Here is a 21,464-nt window from a genome sequence, read left to right as displayed (position 1 = left end):
TATCTGAAAGTAGCCTTTCGTAATCTGATAAAGTATAAAACACAAAGTCTTGTTAGTATTATTGGATTAGCAGTCGGCTTTACCTGTTTTGCGCTGTCGGTATTATGGATACGTTATGAAATGACGTATGATAATTTTCATGAGGGAGCCGATCGCATTTATCTGGCAGGCAGTAGCTTTCGTCTTTATGGAGACGGATTTACCTATAATTCATCTAGTTTTCTAGCTGATTATTTGGCAAAGAATTGTCCGGAGATAGAGAAAGTATGTCGTATATTTTATGACTGGAATGAAAAAAAAATTAAGAATGAGGATGTTGAGTTTGTGGTACGACGTATAGAGGTAGATTCAAATTTCATTTCAATGTTCAATATTAAAGTATTGGATGGAGATAACCATCTACAGCTAAAAAAGGATGAAATTGCTATAACAGAAAATACGGCAAAGCGAATATTTGGGAAAGAATCTCCGATAGGTAAACACTTGATTTTAGAGGAAAGTAACGAAGAAAAAATAATCGTTGCAGTTGTAAAGTCATGGGAAGGACACTCTTTGTTTTCATTTGATATATTATTGCCATTTCATGATACAAACCCCAATTGGGGGAACCAACGATGTCAAACGCTTTTTCGTATTTATCCCAACTGTGATATAGAAGCATTGAAACAGAGGTTGTCAGAATATGAAGTACAACAAGATGGTCATAAATATCCAAATTCTACGCTTATTGCTCCATTATCCACATTGCGGAGTAGTCATCCGAGGGAAGATGTGAATGTGAAGTTGAATCATATTCGTCTTTTTGCATGTATTAGCGGTTTGGTTATAATTTGTGGAATATGTAATTATTTAACAATGTTGATAACTCGTATCCGGATGCGTAAACGTGAGTTAGCGTTGAGGAAAGTCAATGGTTCATCAAATGGTGGGTTACTCACTTTACTTCTTACAGAACTTGTCTTGTTACTAATTTTATCTTCAGGAATAGGGCTGGTATTGATAGAACTCATCCTGCTGACTTTTAAACGTTTGTCACAAATCAATGAGGGTGTTTCATTTTTTTATATCGAAGTATTTGTTTATATACTATCATTGATTGCCGTGACAGTTGGTTTTGCATCTCTGCTTATACGATACATTAGCAAGCGAACTCTACTTAGTAATATAAACAAAAAATCTAATCTTCATCTCTCCGGTTGGTTTTATAAGAGTAGCATTTTATTTCAGTTGTTTATTGGTATAGCCTTTGTTTTTTGTACTTTGGTGATGATGAAGCAACTTAACTTCTTGTTGAATACCAAAGAACTTGGAATAGAACGGCATAATGTGGGAGCTGTTGTTTATTGCTCTGAAAATGTTCCTTTTAAAGAAATATTAGAACAGATGCCCGATGTTACAAAGTATTTGAGTGGCTTTCAGACACCTATTCCCAAAATGTATTTTTCAACATTCAGGATAAAGGAGTGGGAAGGAAAGACAACTGATAGTGAGCAATATATAGATCTAGAAGATGAGACGATCAATCAAGAATATGCCGATTTCTTTGGAGTTGAGGTGCTGGAGGGAAGCATGCTGGATGAAAAGGATGGAAAAAATATGGTTGTTATAAATGAAGCTGCTGTGAAAGCTTTCGGATGGACACAACCGGTTGGAAAGAAAATTGATAAATTAGGAAGGCATTATATAGTGAAAGGGGTTATTAAAAATATTTCATATAATGCCCCAATACACCCGGTAGCCCCTGCTATGTTTTTTTTGCCGGATAATACAGGCAGAGGAGGTATTATATTCAAAGTGAAAGAAGGGACTTGGAACGTTGTTTCAGAAAAGATAAAAGCGGAAGTGAATAAAGTTAATCCAAATGCAGAATTGATGTTGTCTAATATGGAAGAGGTTTATGACACTTATATGAAATCAGAGAGAACTTTGTGTCAATTGTTGAGTATAGTTTCTTTTATATGTATAGCGATTGCCGTATTCGGCATATTTTCATTGGTGACTTTATCCTGCCAGCAACGGCGTAAAGAAATAGCTATACGCAAGGTAAATGGAGCCAATATAGGAATAATCCTGAATCTATTCTTTAGAGAATATTTACTTTTACTTGTGTTTTCATCGTTCTTTGCTTTTCCGTTGGGATATGTCATGATGAAACATTGGCTAGAAAATTATATAAAGCAAACACCGATAGAATGGTGGCTCTATGCAGTCATATTCATAGGAATGGGATTTGTCATTTTCCTAAGCATCATCTGGCGTGTATGGAAAGCCGCCCAGCAAAATCCGGCGGAAGTACTTAAGGGTGAATAAGATAAAATAAAAGTCCGGCACATTGATTTGTGTCAGACTTTTATTTTATTCACCCGATAAGAGTGATATATTTCTCGTAGATTATAAAAGATCCAATGCTTTAAATGCTTTAACTAGCTTTTCTACAGCACGGTCTATTTGATCTTTTGTATGAGTAGCCATTAATGCCACACGTACCAAAGTATCTTGCGGTGCACATGCCGGAGGAATAACCGGATTGATAAATACCCCTTCGTCAAAAGCTAATTTAGTAACCATGAAAGTTTTTTCCGTGTCACGTACATAAAGAGGAATGATAGGTGATTCTGTTGCGCCGATTTCAAAGCCAGCTTCACGGAAACGTTTCAATGCATAGTTGGTAGCCTCCCACAAAGCTTCAAGCCTTTCCGGTTCATTTTGGATGATGTGGAGGGCTTCAAGAGCAGATGCAGTAGCAGCAGGAGTGTTGGATGCACTGAAGATATAGGTACGTGCGTTGTGACGTAACCAGTTGATGATAGAAGAATCAGCAGCGATAAATCCACCGATAGAAGCCAGTGATTTGCTGAAAGTACCCATAATCAAGTCAACTTCGTGAGTCAGACCGAAATGGTCGCAAACACCACGTCCTTGTTTTCCAAATACACCCAAGCCATGAGCTTCGTCTACCATGATAGTAGCGTTGTATTTATGTTTCAAGCGTACGATTTCGGGCAAGTTTGCCAGGTCGCCTTCCATAGAGAACACACCGTCTACTATGATGAGCTTCACTGAATCCGGATTGCACTTTTGAAGTTGCTTTTCCAGATCCGCCATATCGTTATGCTTATATTTCAGTTGTTGAGAGAAGGAGAGGCGACGGCCATCTACGATAGATGCGTGGTCGCGGTCATCGCAAATGATATAATCATTGCGGTCTGTCAAAGCAGGGATAACTCCGGAATTCACCGTAAAACCGGTTGAGAAGCAGAGCGCTTCATCTTTGCCTACAAAGGCAGCCAGTTCTTTCTCCAACTGAACGTGCAGGTCAAGCGTACCATTCAAGAAGCGCGAGCCTGCGCAACCGGAACCATATTTATGCATGGCTTTGATACCTGCTTCAATCACTCTTTCATCTCCCGTAAGGCCAGTGTATGCATTGGAACCGAACATCAACACTTCGTGTCCGCCCATTTCTACCTCTGTACCCTGCTTTCCTTCTATCTCACGGAAATATGGGTAAACGCCCTGTGCCATAAACTTTTGTGGCAGGTCGTACTTAGCTAACTTCTCTTGTAATAATCCCATGAATTATAATTTATTATACTCATACTCAGATCGTTCGCTGACGATCTTACATCCTTTTATCTTAACAAGTGTTTAAAAACAGGGGGCAAAGATAACAAAATTTGCTTTTATCTGTTCTTTTTAAGAGAAAAAAGTTGCTCTCGTATGATTAGAAACCTCTAATAGATTAAAATTTAAGATATTTATATTACTTTTGTCGTCTACAATCGACAAGAATAGCATGAACGAAAGAATGAAAAAAATAAAATTCGTCGTCAATCCTATTTCGGGAACACAAAGTAAAGAATTGATTCTTAACTTGCTGGACGAAAAAATAGACAAGGCGAGATACTCTTGGGAAGTAGTGTATACGGAAAGAGCCGGTCATGCAGTAGAAATAGCTGCCAAAGCTGCCGAAGAGAAAACAGATATAGTAGTGGCTATTGGTGGGGATGGAACAATCAATGAAATAGCTCGTTCGTTGGTGCATACTGATACCGCGCTGGGAATTATTCCCTGCGGATCGGGCAATGGACTGGCGAGGCATCTGCATATACCGATGGAACCGAAGAGAGCATTGGAAGTGCTGAACGAAGGTTGCATGGATGTGATAGATTATGGTAAGATTAACGGTACGGATTTTTTCTGCACTTGCGGAGTGGGATTCGACGCGTTTGTCAGTCTGAAGTTTGCGCATGCCGGTAAACGGGGGCTATTGACTTATCTGGAGAAAACCCTGCAGGAAAGTCTTAAATATGAGCCGGAAACGTACGAACTGGAAACGGAAAACGGAGTTTCCAAGTATAAAGCCTTCCTGATTGCCTGCGGAAACGCGTCGCAATATGGAAACAATGCTTATATCGCACCGCAAGCCACTCTGACAGATGGTTTGCTGGATGTGACTATTCTCGAACCGTTCACCGTATTGGACGTTCCTTCATTGGCCTTTCAATTATTCAATAAAACAATCGATCAGAATAGCCGTATCAAGACTTTCCGCTGCAAGCAGTTGTGCATCCGCCGGACTACTCCGGGTGTCGTGCATTTTGATGGTGACCCCATGGAAACGGATGCCAATGTAAATATTCAGCTGATTCAAAGAGGATTGCGCGTGGTAGTGCCACGAGCACCGGAAAAGGATGCAGCCAATGTGCTCCAAAGAGCGCAGGAATATATGAATGGCATCAAATTGATGAATGAAGCCATCGTTGACAATATAACAGATAGAAACAAGAAAATATTGAAAAAGCTGACAAAGAAAGTCTGATAAAATAACGGATTACTGACACCGAATTACAAATTATTGCGTACTTTTGCGCAGTTTTGGTTCGATCAAAATAAAAACGCGAGTGATAATCGTTTAAATAAAAAATATATGTTTAGAACGCACACATGTGGAGAACTTAGAATCTCTGATGTAAACAAGCAAGTCACGCTGTCCGGATGGGTACAGCGCAGCCGTAAGATGGGAGGGATGACTTTCATTGACCTTCGCGACCGTTACGGAATTACCCAATTGGTTTTTAATGAAGAAATTAATGCTGAACTCTGTGAACGTGCTAATAAATTGGGACGTGAGTTCGTCATTCAAGTGACAGGAACGGTTAATGAACGTTTCAGCAAGAATGCAAACATTCCTACCGGAGACATTGAAATCATTGTTTCCGAACTGAACGTACTAAATACTGCCATGACTCCTCCGTTCACTATCGAAGATAACACGGATGGGGGTGATGATATCCGCATGAAATACCGTTATCTGGATTTACGCCGTAACGCTGTACGTTCCAATTTGGAACTGCGTCATAAAATGACAATTGAAGTTCGCAAATATCTGGATAGTCTGGGTTTCATCGAAGTGGAAACGCCCGTTTTGATCGGTTCTACTCCTGAAGGCGCACGCGACTTCGTGGTGCCGTCACGTATGAATCCGGGACAGTTCTACGCACTTCCGCAGTCTCCGCAGACCTTGAAACAGTTGCTGATGGTTTCCGGCTTCGACCGTTATTTCCAGATTGCGAAATGTTTCCGCGACGAGGACTTACGTGCCGACCGTCAACCTGAATTTACACAGATCGACTGTGAAATGAGCTTCGTTGAGCAAGAAGATATTATCTCTACTTTCGAAGGAATGGCTAAACATTTGTTTAAGACTCTTCGTGGTGTGGAACTGAATGAACCATTCCAACGTATGTCTTGGGCGGACGCCATGAAATATTATGGTAGCGATAAACCGGATTTACGTTTCGGCATGAAATTCGTGGAACTGATGGATATCATGAAAGGTCACGGATTCTCTGTATTCGATAATGCGGCTTATGTGGGCGGTATCTGCGCCGAAGGTGCTGCGACTTATACCCGTAAGCAACTGGATGCATTGACCGAATTTGTAAAGAAACCGCAGATTGGTGCGAAAGGAATGGTTTATGCCCGTGTGGAAGCCGACGGAATGGTGAAATCGAGTGTAGATAAATTCTATACACAGGAGGTGCTCCAGCAAATGAAAGAAGCATTCGGAGCTAAACCGGGTGATTTGATTCTGATTCTGTCTGGCGACGATGTAATGAAAACACGTAAACAACTTTGCGAGCTTCGTCTGGAAATGGGTGCTCAACTGGGATTGCGTGATAAGAATAAGTTTGTTTGCCTTTGGGTGATTGACTTCCCGATGTTCGAATGGAGCGAAGAGGAAGGCCGTCTGATGGCTATGCATCATCCGTTTACTCATCCGAAAGAGGAAGACATTCCGATGTTGGACACTGATCCGGCAGCTGTACGTGCAGATGCATACGATATGGTAATCAACGGTGTGGAAGTTGGCGGCGGATCTATCCGTATCCACGATGCGAAATTGCAGGCGAAGATGTTCGAGATTCTTGGATTCACTCCGGAGAAGGCAGAGGCACAGTTTGGCTTCCTGATGAATGCCTTTAAGTATGGTGCGCCTCCTCACGGTGGTTTGGCATACGGACTCGACCGTTGGGTGTCTTTGTTTGCAGGATTGGATTCTATACGCGACTGTATTGCGTTCCCGAAAAATAATTCCGGACGTGATGTGATGTTGGACGCACCCTCTGCAATCGACCAGAGCCAGCTTGATGAACTGAATTTGATCGTAGATTTGAAAGAGGGCGAGTGAAAGAATCTGTACGCATATTCCGTTTTATAGTCATCGGTACAATGAACGCTTTGATTATGGCGTTGGTTGTATGGTTAATGATGAAAGAAATGTCATTTGACGGCGACTATATGGTGGCTAATATAACAGCGTATCTGATAGCTCAAATCCATAACTTTATCTGGTGCAAATATTGGATATTCCCCGTAGAAAATAAAAAGAATAGTATCTGGAAACAGATACTGCTCTTTTGCTCTGCTTTTGCCGTGGCTTACACTGCACAGTTTTTATTTCTTGTCTTATTGGTAGAAGGATTGGACGTGAATGAATATCTGGCTCAATTCCTGGGATTGTTTATTTATGGAGGGGCTAATTTCCTTGCCAACAAAAAAATAACGTTTCAATGAGATAGTTATTTATGATGATATATTGAAAGGGCACAGAGTTCTAAATTTAGATTTGAACTTTGTGCCCTTCTTTTTTCTTTATTAGATAAACCTCCTACGATGAAGGTATGTGGGTAAGCCTTTAATCAAGGAATCGTTTGGTAAGCCCATCATATTCGTCAATCCGACGATCACGAAGGAAAGGCCACCAACGGCGAACGTTTTCCGAACGTTCCATATCTATTTCCACTACTATGTTCTCCGGGTGATCGTTTCCGGCTTGTGCCAGAAATTCCCCTTGTGGTCCTGCTACAAAACTGTTTCCCCAGAATAAGATACCGTTTGTCTGTCCGGAAGGATCGGGTTCGTGTCCTACACGGTTGACGGAGATAACAGGAAGTCCATTGGCAACGGCATGAGCGCGCTGTGAAATAATCCAGGCATTGAGTTGGCGGGCTTTTTCATCGTCCGTGTCGCTGCTTTCCCAGCCAATGGCGGTAGGATAAATTAAAAGTTCCGCACCTTTTAGTGCCATCAGGCGGGCAGCTTCCGGATACCATTGATCCCAGCATACTAATACGCCCAGTTTTCCTAAAGATGTTTGAATCGGTTCAAAACCAATGTCTCCCGGAGTGAAATAGAACTTTTCGTAGTAAGCCGGATCATCGGGAATATGCATTTTCCGGTATTTTCCTGCAATGCTTCCGTCGCGGTCGAATACGACAGCGGTGTTATGATAAAGTCCGGGAGCACGTTTCTCAAAAAGAGAGGTGACAAGGACTACTTTATTAGCTGCTGCCAACTCGGAATAAAAACCTGTGGAAGGCCCGGGAATTGGTTCGGCAAGATCAAACAGGTTAGTGTTTTCTGTCTGGCAGAAATAGAGTGAATTGTGTAACTCCTGGAGCACAATCAGTTGTGCACCGTGAGCGGCACAAGCCTCGATACTCTTTGCGAGGTTCATCAGATTGGCTTTTATATCTGCGGTATTGGATTGTTGGATGATTCCGACTTTTATCTTTCTCATGATGAATAATTAGTGGGTTGATTCATTCATTATTTTATAATTCCTTTATAGCTCCTTTGTAATTCTTTTATGACTCCTTTATAACACCCAGCGGATATTGCATGGTGACACAGTGTAGGGAACCGTGCTGTTTAATCAGGGCACGGCAGTCTATTCCAATTATTTGATGGTTTGGAAAGGCTTGCTGCAATACTTCTCCTGCTTTTTTGTCATTCACCGGCTGATTGTATGTCGGGTAGAGAATAACGTCGTTCATAATCAGGAAATTGGCGTAAGTTGCAGGCAGGCGTTCGCCGTCTTCTTCTATCTTGTCTGCCATGGGTAAGGCCAATAGGCGATAGGGCTCTCCTGCTAAGGTGCGGAATGTTTTCAGCTGTTCTTCCATTGCGAGCAGTGCTTCGTAATGTTCGTCTTCTTTGTTTTCGCATTTCACGTAAGCGATGGTGTCGGTAGAACAGAAGCGTGCCAAAGTGTCGATGTGGCTGTCGGTATCATCACCGGCCAGATAACCGTGATCTAACCAAAGCACCTTTTGCAGGTGGAAGGTTGATTTCAGGTATTCTTCTATCTCTACTTGGTTCAGTCGTCCGTTTCGTTGGGGAGAGAGCAGACATTTGGAAGTGGTAAGCAATGTACCCATTCCGTCGCTTTCGATAGAACCTCCTTCGAGTACGAAGTCGAGGTGGTCTATATACTGGCCTTTCAAGGCTCCGGCTTCTACGGCATGTTTAGTAATTTGATTATCCAGTTCGGAAGCAAATTTCAGTCCCCAGCCGTTGAAGGTGAAGTCGAGCAGGGAAGGGGTGCCGGTATCTATCATTGTTATGGCTCCGTGGTCGCGGGCCCATGTGTCATTGGTGGCACATTCCAGAAAGCGGACGTTATTCATATTGACAGTAGCAGCTATCTGCTTTTTCACTTCTTCCGGTTCGGGAGTGACGATCAATAATAATTCACGCTTCGCTATTTCTCTGGCAATATTGATAAAACACTCTTGCACTTCCGCCAGTATGTAGGCCCAATCTGTACCGGCATGTGGCCATGTTAACTGTATACCGCTCTGCATGTGCCATTCGGCAGGCAAATGAGATGCTCTCATTTCTACCTGTACGGTCATGTTTTTGCCGAAGTTCAACTGCAAATCTTTCTCCGAGCCGCTTGGGCTGGGGAGTCCAACCATGATTCCCATTAGACTATATATATTTAGTTATTTATAAAATCAGTTTATTGTCTGCATCTAAAGTCAGTTTGTTTTCTGCATCGATGTGACTGTTATGCATTGGTTTCCTGTTTCGGCTTCCGGTCAAAGAACGGATTCTTGGAGGATGCGCTAACGGGGATTGCCATTACCATCTTGCAGTCTTTCAGCCAGTTCAGGCGTTGTGCTGCCAGTCCGGCGGAGAACATCACACGTGTGTCTACGCGTAAATCGGCTGCCGTGGCGCACGCGGAACCTATTGCGATACCTACATCTATGCTGTTCAGTGCGCAGGGAACTCCTTCGGTACGTCCGTCGCAGGTGGCGAAGCCGCAATGGCCACAGTTCAAGCCTTGTGTCTGCTCGCGTGTTCCTATTAATACAACACATTCGGCACTTAAGATGTTGTCGGCATCACGAAGGAAAAATTTCATTCCGTGTTCTTCTACCATAGCTATCATAGTGTCTGATAATTGTTTAATCTCTTCATCAGTGATTAGGGCCACTTCAATAATATCGATTCCTTTTCCTTTCGGAGCAGTGCGCGCAGCCGTCATCATCTGACGTGCTACCTGCAGTATATGCTCGTGACGAGCGTCTCTTTCGTTCAGTATCATAACTTTCTTGAATTAATTAGTAAGGCAAAGATAAATGAAAATTGGCAAAATTACACTAGATGATGAAATAAATAGGGGCTATCATTTGAGTCTGATATGAAAAAACTTTCGTATCGGACTTTGTGTTATTGGGCGGAAAAGCTATCTTTGTATCTGTCAACTTATAAAGTTATGAGTATATGAGTAATAAAATTTATCCTATCGGCATACAGAACTTCGAGAAAATCCGTAAAGGAGGTTATTGCTATATAGATAAGACTGCTTGGATACTTGAATGTTTAAGATGACAGAACAATTTTGGCAAGATTTTCAAGAGAACAAATAGATGTTACATATTAATAATGCCTGTATTGCTTTTGGTGCAGAAGTGCTTTTCTCCGGTTTCAATATGAAGCTGGAAAGGGGAGAAACGGCTTGCATTGTCGGTCAATCCGGTTGTGGAAAGACTTCGTTGCTGAATGCGGTAATGGGGTTTGTGCCTTTGAAAGAAGGATCTATACAGGTAGGGGAAACATTGCTTGATATATCGACTATCGATAGTGTCCGCAGACAGATTGCATGGATTCCTCAAGAATTGGCACTACCTTTTGAATGGGTCAAAGAGATGGTGGCTCTCCCGTTCGGACTGAAAGTGAATCGTTCTGTTCCTTTTTCGGAAGAAAGACTTTTCACTTGTTTCGATGAATTGGGGCTGGAACACGAATTATATACAAAGAGGGTGAATGAAGTATCGGGTGGTCAACGCCAACGTATTATGTTGGCTGTGGCTGCAATGCTCAACAAACCTCTCATTATCATAGATGAACCGACTTCTGCTTTGGATGCCGGATCGACCGGTAAAGTCCTGTCTTTTTTCCGGCGACAGGCGGAAAGGGGAACGGCTGTGTTAGCCGTATCACATGATAAGGACTTTGCTTCGGGTTGTCATTATTTAATAGAACTGTAATTAATTGAACTGTAATGCAAATCGGATAGAATTGTTAAGAATATATTGTGGGAACGATTGATATATCATATTATAATCTCTTTATAGGGCTGCTATTGCTTGCCATTCCGTTTTTTTACCTTTGGAAATTTAAAACGGGATTGCTAAAACCTGCCGTGATTGGTACATTACGGATGATTATCCAGCTGTTCTTTATCGGCGTGTATCTGAAATATCTCTTTTTATGGAACAATCCCTGGATTAATTTTCTTTGGGTGATAATTATGGTATTCGTGGCCGGGCAGACCGCATTGGTACGTACCCAGTTGAAACGTAGTGTTTTATTAATCCCTATTACGGTAGGATTTCTTTGTAGTGTTGTATTGGTAGGCATCTATTTTATCGGTATTGTTCTCCAACTGGATAATATATTTAGCGCCCAATACTTTATTCCAATATTCGGAATTCTGATGGGTAATATGCTGTCGAGCAATGTAATAGCTTTGAATACTTATTATAGTGGATTGAAACGTGAACAGCAACTATATCGGTATTTATTGGGAAACGGAGCGACAAGGCAGGAAGCACAGGCTCCATTTATCCGGCAGGCCATCATTAAATCGTTTAGTCCCCTGATTGCGAACATTGCCGTGATGGGGTTGGTGGCTCTTCCGGGCACGATGATCGGACAAATTCTAGGAGGAAGCAGCCCGAATGTCGCTATCAAGTATCAGATGATGATTATGGTGATTACTTTCACAGCATCTATGCTATCGCTAATGATTACTATTTCATTGGCTTCGCGTCGATCTTTTGATGCATACGGAAAACTGCTGGAGGTAACAAAAGAACCTAGGAAATGACTGTTATTGACCAGATATTCTATAAAGTAGCTGAAATAGCTATTCCACACTTCTTTATAACAGTGGAGTTTTCAGCATCCGGCACAGAAATGCCGGAACATATCGAGGCTTTCCTGCAGGAAAAATACGAAGCAATTCTTCGTGGAGCCAGTGGACGTAAATTTATCTATAAGGAAGGAGAGTGGCGGCTTATTTTCACTTTCTTCCCTACGGACAGAGTCGTAGACGAACGGTATGCACTGAAAAACAAGATACAAATGATAAATAAGGTGCAAATGAAAAGCAAAAGCTAACCGGTTATTAGCGTGTTTATTATTTGCCTTTCAACATTCCCCATAAGCAGCGAAGCTGCACGAATTGTTCTCCGGGTTGCACATAACCGCCTTCAAACATCTTTTCCGTTACTTGAAATTTGGAGAGGTGATGGCGTATATACTTCTCTACATCAGGCGATTGTTTCTTGACGAATGACAGCAAATCAACCTTCCCGTCTTCGCGAATGAGCACCTTAGCTTTGATTGTGCGAAAACCGTACTCTTTGCAGTGTTTGGTTTCTACTTTATCAATCCAGAAGATAGCGGTAGCTTTGACCGTATCTGTCGCACAATCTTCGATATTGTCAATCTTTGCAGCCTCGGCTACGGACATTTCGATACTATCACTTTTCTTGGGCTGGCAAGAAACCATCATAACTAGCAGGAACAGTAAAGTCAAATTTGTTTTCATCGTATTCATTATTTAGATGAAGTAAAAGTACAGAATTTCAATAAATAACGGAAGCTTTAGGCGAAAATTTATAATTAGTTTTTATTCCGGAACCGATTTTTATCCGAATTTATCCGATGAAAACAGAACTGAAAAATGAAATTAACTGTTTAATCTAAAATTTATATGGATATAGTTATGGTTTAGCGGAAGTCTTTCAGTTCTTCCTGTAATTTCTGACGGGTAAAGAAGATCCGACTTTTTACGGTACCCAACGGAAGATTCTGTTTTTCTGCTATTTCACGGTATTTGAATCCGGAAACGTGCATGGCGAACGGAACCCTGTATTCTTTCGGAAGAGCATTGACTAAACGGTGCATCTCTTTCAGGTCGTATGTCCTTTCAGTACTTTCAAACCCTGCATCTTGCGGTAAATTAAGATGATAAAGGTTATCGGTCTTGTCGACAAATGTCTGGTCGCGAACTACCTTACGATAATTATTGATAAAGATATTGCGCATGATGGTGTACATCCATCCTTTGAAATTTGTATCGGGTGTATATTTATCTTCATTATCTAATGCTTTCAATGAGGTTTCCTGCAGCAAATCGTTTGCTTCTTCGCGGTCTGTTGTCAGTTTGTATGCGAAACGTAGTAATTCTTCCTGAACTCCTACCAAATCTTTTCTGAAGCTTAAACTTTTCATATGTGTTGTTTTTAAAATGTGAGTATTCGTTGTAAAAATTTTGATGATGCAAGTTTAAGATATTTTGTCGACCTTGGTAGGGGAGAATCAGACGTAATTTAGGGGAATTTCTATCAACAGATAGTTTTTAGGTCCTTTTTGATAGTTTCTGGGTGGTATTTTATATCTTTTACGGGGATCTCAAAAAATGGATAACAATAAATTCTCTAAAAAACGATCACTTAGTATGTTAATTCCTATTTTATTTATTATCTTTGCAACCAAATTTTCTACCAATAATGAAAATTAAGGAAATAGTAAGCGCCCTTGAACGATTCGCGCCTCTGCCATTGCAAGACGGATTTGATAATGCCGGCCTGCAAATCGGATTGACAGAAGCGGAAGCAACAGGGGCTTTGTTGTGTCTTGACGTTACCGAAGCTGTGTTGGATGAAGCTATCGCGCTGGGGTACAATCTCGTTATATCACACCATCCGCTCATTTTCAAAGGCTATAAATCTATCACGGGCAAAGATTACGTGGAACGCTGCATACTGAAAGCAATAAAGAATGATATTGTGATCTATTCAGCACATACTAATCTTGATAATGCACAAGGTGGAGTCAATTATAAGATAGCAGAGAAAATAGGGTTGAAGAATCTGAAAGTGCTTGAACCGAAAGAGAACAGTTTGATTAAGCTGGTGACTTTCGTGCCGGATGCACAAGCCGATAGTGTGCGCGAAGTATTGTTTGCAGCCGGATGCGGAAATATAGGTAACTATGATTCATGCAGTTACAGTCTGAAAGGAGAGGGAACCTTCCGAGCAAAAGAGGGGACGCATCCTTTCTGTGGAACAATCGGTGAACTGCATCATGAAAATGAAGTAAGGATTGAAACCATTCTTCCTATATATAAGAAAGCGGAAGTTGTAAAAGCGTTATTGTCTGTACATCCTTATGAGGAACCGGCATTCGACTTGTATCCGTTGCAGAATGACTGGTCGCAGGCAGGTTCGGGAATTGTAGGTGAATTGGATGAATCGGAAACGGAACTCGAGTTTCTGAAACGCATCAAGAAAATCTTCGAAGTGGGTTGTGTACGTCATAACAAACTGACAGGGAGAGAAATACAGAAGGTCGCCTTGTGTGGTGGTGCCGGAGCTTTTCTGCTTCCACAGGCAATTCGGACGGGTGCGGATGTCTTTATTACGGGAGAAATCAAATATCATGATTATTTCGGCCACGAGGGTGATATTCTGATGGCAGAGATTGGTCATTACGAAAGCGAACAATATACAAAAGAAATTTTTTATTCCATAATCCGGGATTTATTTCCTAATTTTGCACTCCAATTGAGTAAAATAAATACGAATCCCATAAAATATTTATAAGTAAAATGGCTAGAGAAGCAAAAAAAGATCCGAATGAGTTGACGGTAGAACAGAAACTGAAGACACTGTTCCAACTGCAAACGATGTTGTCTAAGATTGATGAAATCAAGACATTGAGAGGTGAACTTCCGTTGGAAGTGCAAGACCTTGAAGATGAAATTGCTGGTTTGAGTACCCGTATCGACAAAATCAAAGCTGAAGTGGATGAGCTGAAATCTGCTATTGCCGGCAAGAGAGTAGAAATTGAAACAGCAAAGGCTTCAGTAGAAAAATATAAGTCACAACAAGACAATGTTCGCAATAACCGTGAATATGATTTCTTGACGAAAGAAATCGAATTCCAGACATTGGAAATCGAACTTTGCGAAAAGAGAATTAAGGAATATTCTGCTGATAAAGAAGAAAAAGAGGCTGAAGTAACGAAGAACGATCAGATTCTTAACGAAAGACTGAAAGACCTTGAGCAGAAGAAGAGCGAACTGGACGAAATTATCTCTGAAACCAAACAGGAAGAAGAGAAATTGAGAGACAAAGCTAAAGATTTGGAAACTAAGATTGAACCACGTCTATTGCAGTCTTTCAAACGTATCCGTAAGAACTCTCGCAACGGATTGGGTATTGTATACGTACAGCGTGACGCTTGTGGTGGTTGCTTTAACAAGATTCCGCCCCAGAGACAACTGGATATCCGTTCTCGTAAGAAAGTAATCGTTTGTGAATATTGCGGACGTATTATGATTGACCCGGAATTGGCTGGCGTACAAATCGAACACAAGGTGGAAGAAGCTCCGGTAGCTACTACCAAAAGAGCTATCAGAAGAAAAACTGCTGAATAAGAAGAGCAGTGAAGTAAGTAAAGTTACTTTTTTGATATATAATAAGCCCTGCAGCAATGCAGGGCTTTTTTTGTTTTAACAAGTGCTCGTATAAAAAAGAATCGATAAACAAACTTACCCTTTAGTTGTTATCTTTTCATTTCATAAAAACCTGAACTGATATGAATATACGAGTGTGGGGCACATCGCTCCTTATGTTTCTTTCAACTGTGACCGCGGTTGGACAGACCGCAAACCGTTATTTGAAAGCTCCGCTTCCTCAAGATTGGGAAGAGAGCGGGGAAGTATTTCAACAGATACTTCCAGTGGATGACCATTGGTGGAAGTCATTCCAAGACACCAAACTGGACTCTTTGATAGCTCTGGCAGTAGATCGTAATTACTCCGTTGCCATGGCAATCAACCGTATAGCTGCCGCTCGTGCCAATCTTTGGATAGAACGCAGTAACTTTTTTCCTTCCATCGGATTGAATGCAGGATGGACCCGTCAGGAAACCAGTGGAAATACAAGTTCACTGCCCCAAACAACCGATCATTATTATGATGCTTCGCTAAACATGAGCTGGGAGCTTGATATTTTTGGCAGTATCCGGAAACGGGTAAAAGCGCAGAAAGAGAATTTTGCCGCCAGCAAGGAAGAATACACAGGAGTCATGGTCTCATTAGCTGCAGAAGTAGCCTCGGCTTATATCAATCTAAGGGAGTTGCAACAAGAGCTTGAAGTGGTGAAGAAAAACAGTGCTTCGCAGGAAGAAGTCCTGAAAATCACGGAAGTACGCTATAATACTGGGCTGGTTGCTAAACTCGATGTGGCACAGGCCAAGTCTGTATTATATAGCACAAAAGCCTCCATTCCCCAGTTGGAAGCGGGTATCAATCAGTATATCACAACATTGGCTGTCTTATTGGGAATGTATCCCCAGGACATTCGTCCTGTTCTTGAATCCAGTGGCACATTGCCCGATTATATGGAACCTATCGGAGTGGGAATGCCTGTCGATTTATTACTGCGACGGCCTGATGTACGAAGTGCGGAATTGAGCGTAAATGCGCAGGCAGCATTGCTCGGAGCTTCGAAAGCGGATTGGTTGCCGAAAGTTTTCTTGAAAGGTTCATTTGGATATGCCGCCCGTGACCTGAAGGATCTCACCAAAAGTAAAAGTATGACTTATGAAATTGCTCCGTCATTGAACTGGACTATTTTCAATGGAGGACAGCTGGTGAATGCAACCCGGCTGGCAAAAGCGCAACTAGATGAAGCGATCAACCAGTTTAATCAAACGGTTTTAACTGCCGTACAGGAAACGGACAATGCTATGAATTCCTACCGGAATTCAATCAAACAGATTGTAGCCCTGCGGGAAGTACGCAATCAAGGAATTGAGACATTGAAACTTTCACTGGAACTTTATAAACAGGGACTTTCGCCTTTCCAAAACGTACTTGATGCACAACGTTCTCTGTTATCTTATGAGAATCAGCTGGTACAGGCACAAGGAAGTTCGCTTTTGCAACTGATAGCCCTCTACAAGGCTTTAGGGGGTGGTTGGAGAGAATAAAAATCAATCTATAAAATATATAACCTAACAGATATGAAAAAACTGATGTATATCTTTCTTGCACTGCCTATATTGACGGGTTGCAAGGAGAAGAAAAGTACAGGAGCAATGGGAGGTGTGCCAACTCCGGAAATTAGTGTGACCAAACCCATAGTGGAGAATATTACTTTGACGAAAGATTATCCGGGTTATCTGACAACAGAAAAGACGGTGAATCTTGTAGCCAGGGTGAACGGAACCTTGCAGTCTACCTTTTATGTCGCAGGTGGACGGGTGAAACAGGGGCAACTGTTGTTTGTCATCGAACCAACCTTATATAAAGATCAGGTGGAGCAAGCAGAAGCAGAACTGAAAACTGCCCAGGCGCAATTGGAATATGCTCGTAATAATTATAGCCGTATGAAAGAGGCTGTAAAGAGTGATGCGGTCAGTCAGATACAGGTACTTCAGGCTGAATCTTCTGTGAAAGAGGGTATTGCTGCTGTCAGCAACGCGGAAGCTGCTTTGAGCACCGCCCGTACAAACTTGGGATATTGTTATGTCCGTGCACCGTTTGACGGCACCATCAGTAAGGCGACTGTAGATATAGGAAGTTATGTAGGCGGTTCGTTGCAACCAGTCACATTGGCTACTATTTATAAGGATAATCAGATGTATGCTTACTTTAATGTTGCTGATAATCAATGGTTGGCAATGACGATGGATACCCAGCAGTTACCGACTGATCTTCCTAAAAAAATAATGGTTCAACTGGGAAAGGGGGGAACTGAAAGTTATCCGGCTACGCTCGATTATCTTTCACCAAATGTAGATGTGAATACAGGAACACTGATGGTTCGTGCCAATTTTGATAATCCGAAAGGGATATTGAAGAGCGGATTATATGTAAGCATAACTTTACCTTATGGAGAAGCTAAAAATGCCGTGTTGGTGAAAGAGGGTTCTATCGGAACTGACCAGTTAGGCAAATACTTATATGTTGTAAATGATTCAAATATAGTTCATTACCGGCATATTGAAATAGGGCAGTTGGTCGACGGCACTTTACGGCAGGTATTGGGTGGACTTTCCCCGCAGGAACAGTATGTCACAGAGGCTTTGATGAAAGTCAGAGACGGAATGAAAGTAAAGCCGCTTCCTGATTCCCTTCCCAAAAGAGGGAAATAAGGTCTTTTGGATAACTGATTGATTAACAAACGAAATCAATAAAGGTGATGTACTTAAAACCGATTAATTAACAAAAGTAACTTTCTGCTCCCTCTCCTTGGGAGAAGGTTGTGGAGAGACTGCTTTTAAACCTATACATTATGTTTTCTAAGTTTTTTATCAACCGACCGATATTTGCTACTGTCCTTGCCCTGCTTATTGTAGTAGCCGGTCTGGTCACACTCAATATATTGCCTGTGGCGCAATTTCCGGAGATCACACCGCCAACGGTGCAGGTCTCTGCGGTTTATCCCGGGGCAAATGCTGAAACTGTTGCTCAAACAGTGGGTATTCCTATCGAACAGCAGGTGAATGGTGTAGACGGCATGCTTTATATGTCTTCCAATTCTTCATCTTCGGGAGCATATTCTCTGACTATTACATTCGCTGTTGGTACGGACATCGATATGGCAACTGTGCAGGTACAAAACAGGGTAAGTATCGCACAATCATCGCTGCCGGAACCGGTGGTGGTGCAAGGGGTCACTGTGCAGAAACAATCTTCAAACATTGTGATGTTTTTGACAATGACTTCGCAGGACTCTGTGTACAACAGCCTGTATCTGACTAATTATGCCAAATTGAATTTAGTGGACCAGTTGACACGTGTGCCCGGAGTGGGTGCTGTGAATGTGATGGGAGCAGGGGATTATTCGATGCGCATCTGGCTCGATCCGGAGGCTATGCGTATACGGAATATTTCACCGCAGCAAGTCTATCAATCCATCCAGTCGCAGAATGTGGAAGTATCTGCCGGATATATCGGTCAGCCTATCGGACAGGATAATAATAATGCTTTTCAGTATACGTTGAATGTTCAGGGACGATTGAAATCTCCGGAACAGTTCGGGAATATTATTATCCGCCGTGAGCAGGACGGGGCGATGCTTCGTCTGAAAGATATTGCACGCATTGATTTGGGGTCTGCTTCATACAGTGTAGTGTCGCGATTGAATGGAAAACCTACGGCTGCTATTGCTATTTACCAGCAACCGGGTTCCAATTCGCTGGATGTTTCAAAAGGAGTGAAAGCTAAGATGGAAGAACTTGCAGAAAGTTTCCCGTCAGGAGTGGCCTATAATGTCACTTTGGATACGACTGATGTTATCCATGCTTCCATTGATGAAGTGATGGTTACTTTCTTTGAAACAACTTTGCTGGTGATACTCGTTATTTTCTTGTTCCTGCAGAATTGGCGGGCAGTGATTATTCCTTGTATTACTATCCCGGTATCGTTGATCGGTACATTTGCCGTAATGGCGGCATTTGGTTTCTCTATCAACACATTAACATTGTTCGGACTGATTTTAGCAGTTGCTATTGTGGTGGATGATGCGATAGTGGTGGTGGAGAACGCTTCGAGATTATTGGAAACTGGGCAGTACTCACCTCGTGAAGCCGTGACAAAAGCGATGGGAGAGATCACGGGCCCGATTGTCGGGGTGGTTCTCGTATTGCTTGCCGTGTTTATTCCAACAATGATGATTAGTGGAATTTCAGGTCAGCTGTATAAGCAGTTTGCGCTGACTATTGCCGCTTCTACCGTATTGAGCGGTTTCAATTCGTTGACATTGACTCCTGCGCTTTGCGCACTGTTTCTTGAAAAGAGTAAACCTTCTAACTTCTTTATATATAAAGGTTTCAATAAGGCTTATGACAAGACGCAAGGGGTATATGACAAAATTGTCAAATGGTTGCTTCAACGTCCGGGAATGGCTCTCGCTTCTTATGGCGCTTTAACTGTTATTGCTCTATTGCTCTTTATGCATTGGCCTTCAACTTTTATCCCGGACGAGGATGACGGATATTTTATTGCTGTTGTTCAACTTCCGCCTGCCGCCAGCCTTGAGCGTACGCAAGCAGTGGGAGAAAAGATAAACGGTATTCTGGATTCTTATCCGGAAGTAAAGAATTATATTGGTATTTCCGGCTTTTCTATCATGGGTGGTGGTGAACAGAGCAACTCCGCAACTTATTTTGTGGTGCTGAAAAACTGGAATGAGAGGAAAGGGAAGGAGCATACGGCTGCCGCCATAGTTAACCGTTTTAATGGTGAAGCGTATATGACTATTCAGGCTGCGGAAGTGTTCGCCATGGTTCCTCCGGCTATTCCGGGGTTGGGTGCATCCGGTGGTTTACAGCTTCAGTTGGAAGACCGGCGTAATCTGGGGCCGACGGAAATGCAGCAGGCCATCAATGCCTTGCTTGCTTCTTATCACTCGAAACCGGCTTTAGCATCTGTATCCAGTCAGTATCAGGCAAATGTTTCTCAATATTTCTTGAATATCGACCGTGACAAAGTCCAGTTCATGGGAATTGCCTTGAACGATGTTTTCTCTACATTGGGCTATTATATGGGAGCGGCTTATGTGAATGATTTTGTTGAATTCGGCCGTATTTACCAGGTGAAGATTGAGGCACGCGATCAAGCACAGCGGGTAATTGATGATGTCTTGAAGCTAAGCGTGCCGAATTCGGCAGGAGAGATGGTGCCTTTTTCTTCTTTCACCAAAGTGGAGGAACAGTTAGGCCAAGACCAGATTAACCGCTATAATATGTACTCGACTGCTTCTCTGACTTGTAATGTTGCTCCGGGAAGTAGTACCGGGCAGGCTATTCAAGAAGTGGAAGCATTGTTTAAGGAACAGCTGGGAGATGAGTTTGGGTATGAATGGACTTCCGTTGCCTATCAGGAAACCCAGGCTGGGAATACGACTACCATTGTTCTGATTATGGCGTTAATTGTTGCTTTTCTGGTACTTGCTGCACAGTATGAAAGTTGGACCAGCCCGGTAGCAGCCGTCATCGGATTGCCGGTAGCCTTATTAGGTGCCATGATTGGCTGTCTGATTATGGGAACTCCAGTCAGTATTTATACGCAAATCGGCATAATCCTGTTGGTTGCGCTTTCTGCAAAGAACGGAATTTTGATTGTGGAATTTGCCCGTGATTTCCGTGCCGAGGGTAATTCAATTAGGGAAGCTGCCTTTGAAGCGGGGCATGTCCGCTTGCGTCCGATCCTGATGACTTCTTTTGCTTTTGTATTAGGAGTGATGCCCTTGTTATTCGCCACCGGTGCAGGTGCACAAAGTCGTATAGCATTGGGTGCCGCTGTGGTATTTGGTATGGCCATGAACACTTTATTGGCTACCATTTATATTCCTAATTTCTACGAATTCATGCAGAAATTGCAAGAGCGATTCAGCAAAAAGAAAGGAAATGAGGATAGTGAGAAAGATGTTGCCGTATAGAAGTAAAAGGCTGTTTGAAGACTACCTGAAAGGGGAGTTGGTATAGTGACGCCATCTGTTTGGGATGGTGTCACCATAGTAAGCAAATAGAGGTTGTGTCAAAACGCTGACACAGCCTTTTTTATGCGCAAAGCCCAG

General features: G+C 42.3%; 18 protein-coding genes and 1 pseudogene. 13 read left to right on the top strand and 6 right to left on the bottom strand.

Features of this window, described 5'->3' with window-relative positions:
- A partial coding sequence (locus tag DWZ47_RS27895) for an ABC transporter permease (RefSeq protein ID WP_117515455.1) occupies positions 1 to 2,310 on the top strand: 2,310 nt, incomplete at its 5' end.
- Between the two features lie 81 nt (positions 2,311 to 2,391).
- Here DWZ47_RS27895 and spt read toward each other — a convergent pair.
- On the bottom strand, positions 2,392 to 3,576 hold the full coding sequence (gene spt / locus DWZ47_RS27890) for a serine palmitoyltransferase (RefSeq protein ID WP_004325909.1): 1,185 nt from the start codon (positions 3,574 to 3,576) through the stop codon (positions 2,392 to 2,394).
- A 220-nt stretch (positions 3,577 to 3,796) separates the two neighbouring features.
- Here spt and DWZ47_RS27885 point away from each other — a divergent pair, with 220 nt between their 5' ends.
- The 3 genes from DWZ47_RS27885 to DWZ47_RS27875 all read left to right on the top strand — a co-directional run bounded on the left by DWZ47_RS27885 (position 3,797) and on the right by DWZ47_RS27875 (position 7,080).
- Positions 3,797 to 4,822, top strand: a complete 1,026-nt coding sequence (locus DWZ47_RS27885; protein WP_004295927.1) for a diacylglycerol/lipid kinase family protein — start codon at positions 3,797 to 3,799, stop codon at positions 4,820 to 4,822.
- 108 nt (positions 4,823 to 4,930) lie between these two features.
- On the top strand, positions 4,931 to 6,694 hold the full coding sequence (gene aspS / locus DWZ47_RS27880; protein ID WP_117515445.1) for an aspartate--tRNA ligase: 1,764 nt from the start codon (positions 4,931 to 4,933) through the stop codon (positions 6,692 to 6,694).
- Entirely contained in the window at positions 6,691 to 7,080 is a 390-nt protein-coding gene (locus DWZ47_RS27875) for a GtrA family protein (RefSeq protein WP_004295929.1), read from the top strand. The genes aspS and DWZ47_RS27875 overlap by 4 nt, the downstream gene beginning before the upstream one ends.
- Positions 7,081 to 7,201: 121 nt before the next feature.
- Here DWZ47_RS27875 and DWZ47_RS27870 read toward each other — a convergent pair whose 3' ends face one another.
- The 3 genes from DWZ47_RS27870 to DWZ47_RS27860 form a co-directional block, all read right to left on the bottom strand.
- Positions 7,202 to 8,086, bottom strand: coding sequence for a carbon-nitrogen hydrolase (locus DWZ47_RS27870; RefSeq protein WP_008647565.1), 885 nt, complete (start codon positions 8,084 to 8,086; stop codon positions 7,202 to 7,204).
- A 67-nt stretch (positions 8,087 to 8,153) separates the two neighbouring features.
- On the bottom strand, positions 8,154 to 9,275 hold the full coding sequence (locus DWZ47_RS27865) for an agmatine deiminase family protein (protein ID WP_117515443.1): 1,122 nt from the start codon (positions 9,273 to 9,275) through the stop codon (positions 8,154 to 8,156).
- An 83-nt stretch (positions 9,276 to 9,358) separates the two neighbouring features.
- Positions 9,359 to 9,901: a ferredoxin domain-containing protein gene (locus DWZ47_RS27860; RefSeq protein ID WP_117515441.1), complete on the bottom strand. Its 543-nt coding sequence runs from the start codon at positions 9,899 to 9,901 to the stop codon at positions 9,359 to 9,361.
- 179 nt (positions 9,902 to 10,080) lie between these two features.
- On the opposite strand from DWZ47_RS27860, the pseudogene DWZ47_RS27855 reads away from it, so the two are divergent.
- From DWZ47_RS27855 to DWZ47_RS27840, 4 genes and pseudogenes are all read left to right on the top strand, one after another.
- Positions 10,081 to 10,185, top strand: a pseudogene (locus DWZ47_RS27855) (AAA family ATPase); the annotation flags it as partial.
- A 41-nt stretch (positions 10,186 to 10,226) separates the two neighbouring features.
- Positions 10,227 to 10,847, top strand: coding sequence for an ATP-binding cassette domain-containing protein (locus DWZ47_RS27850; protein WP_117515439.1), 621 nt, complete (start codon positions 10,227 to 10,229; stop codon positions 10,845 to 10,847).
- Between the two features lie 47 nt (positions 10,848 to 10,894).
- A complete protein-coding gene (locus DWZ47_RS27845; RefSeq protein WP_004295936.1) occupies positions 10,895 to 11,689 on the top strand; it encodes an ABC transporter permease in 795 nt (264 codons plus the stop codon).
- Entirely contained in the window at positions 11,686 to 11,982 is a 297-nt protein-coding gene (locus DWZ47_RS27840) for a hypothetical protein (protein ID WP_117515437.1), read from the top strand. The genes DWZ47_RS27845 and DWZ47_RS27840 overlap by 4 nt, the downstream gene beginning before the upstream one ends.
- Before the next feature lie 19 nt (positions 11,983 to 12,001).
- Here DWZ47_RS27840 and DWZ47_RS27835 read toward each other — a convergent pair whose 3' ends face one another.
- Positions 12,002 to 12,415 carry a DUF4891 domain-containing protein gene (locus tag DWZ47_RS27835; protein ID WP_117515435.1) on the bottom strand — a complete coding sequence of 138 codons (414 nt, stop codon included), beginning with the start codon at positions 12,413 to 12,415 and terminating at the stop codon, positions 12,002 to 12,004.
- Between the two features lie 182 nt (positions 12,416 to 12,597).
- Positions 12,598 to 13,101 (bottom strand): RNA polymerase sigma factor, encoded by a 504-nt coding sequence (locus DWZ47_RS27830; RefSeq protein ID WP_117515433.1) that lies wholly within the window; start codon positions 13,099 to 13,101, stop codon positions 12,598 to 12,600.
- Between the two features lie 278 nt (positions 13,102 to 13,379).
- Here DWZ47_RS27830 and DWZ47_RS27825 point away from each other — a divergent pair, with 278 nt between their 5' ends.
- The 5 genes from DWZ47_RS27825 to DWZ47_RS27805 all read left to right on the top strand — a co-directional run bounded on the left by DWZ47_RS27825 (position 13,380) and on the right by DWZ47_RS27805 (position 21,326).
- Complete coding sequence (locus DWZ47_RS27825) at positions 13,380 to 14,474, top strand: Nif3-like dinuclear metal center hexameric protein (protein WP_117515431.1); 1,095 nt, start codon at positions 13,380 to 13,382, stop codon at positions 14,472 to 14,474.
- Positions 14,475 to 14,479: 5 nt separating this feature from the next.
- The gene (locus tag DWZ47_RS27820; RefSeq protein WP_004295942.1) at positions 14,480 to 15,310 is read left to right on the top strand and encodes a zinc ribbon domain-containing protein; all 831 of its coding nucleotides are present in this window, start codon (positions 14,480 to 14,482) and stop codon (positions 15,308 to 15,310) included.
- A gap of 161 nt (positions 15,311 to 15,471) precedes the next feature.
- Positions 15,472 to 16,869, top strand: coding sequence for an efflux transporter outer membrane subunit (locus DWZ47_RS27815; protein ID WP_117515428.1), 1,398 nt, complete (start codon positions 15,472 to 15,474; stop codon positions 16,867 to 16,869).
- Positions 16,870 to 16,902: 33 nt separating this feature from the next.
- Positions 16,903 to 18,036, top strand: coding sequence for an efflux RND transporter periplasmic adaptor subunit (locus DWZ47_RS27810; RefSeq protein WP_182281639.1), 1,134 nt, complete (start codon positions 16,903 to 16,905; stop codon positions 18,034 to 18,036).
- Between the two features lie 140 nt (positions 18,037 to 18,176).
- A complete protein-coding gene (locus tag DWZ47_RS27805; protein WP_117515427.1) occupies positions 18,177 to 21,326 on the top strand; it encodes an efflux RND transporter permease subunit in 3,150 nt (1,049 codons plus the stop codon).
- Positions 21,327 to 21,464 lie beyond the last annotated feature (138 nt).

Origin of the sequence: Bacteroides sp. AF32-8BH (genome assembly GCF_003435205.1) — a bacterium.
Classification (GTDB): domain Bacteria; phylum Bacteroidota; class Bacteroidia; order Bacteroidales; family Bacteroidaceae; genus Bacteroides; species Bacteroides ovatus.
Note: the sequence above shows the minus strand (reverse complement) of the source record. Positions and strands in the feature narration are given on the sequence as shown.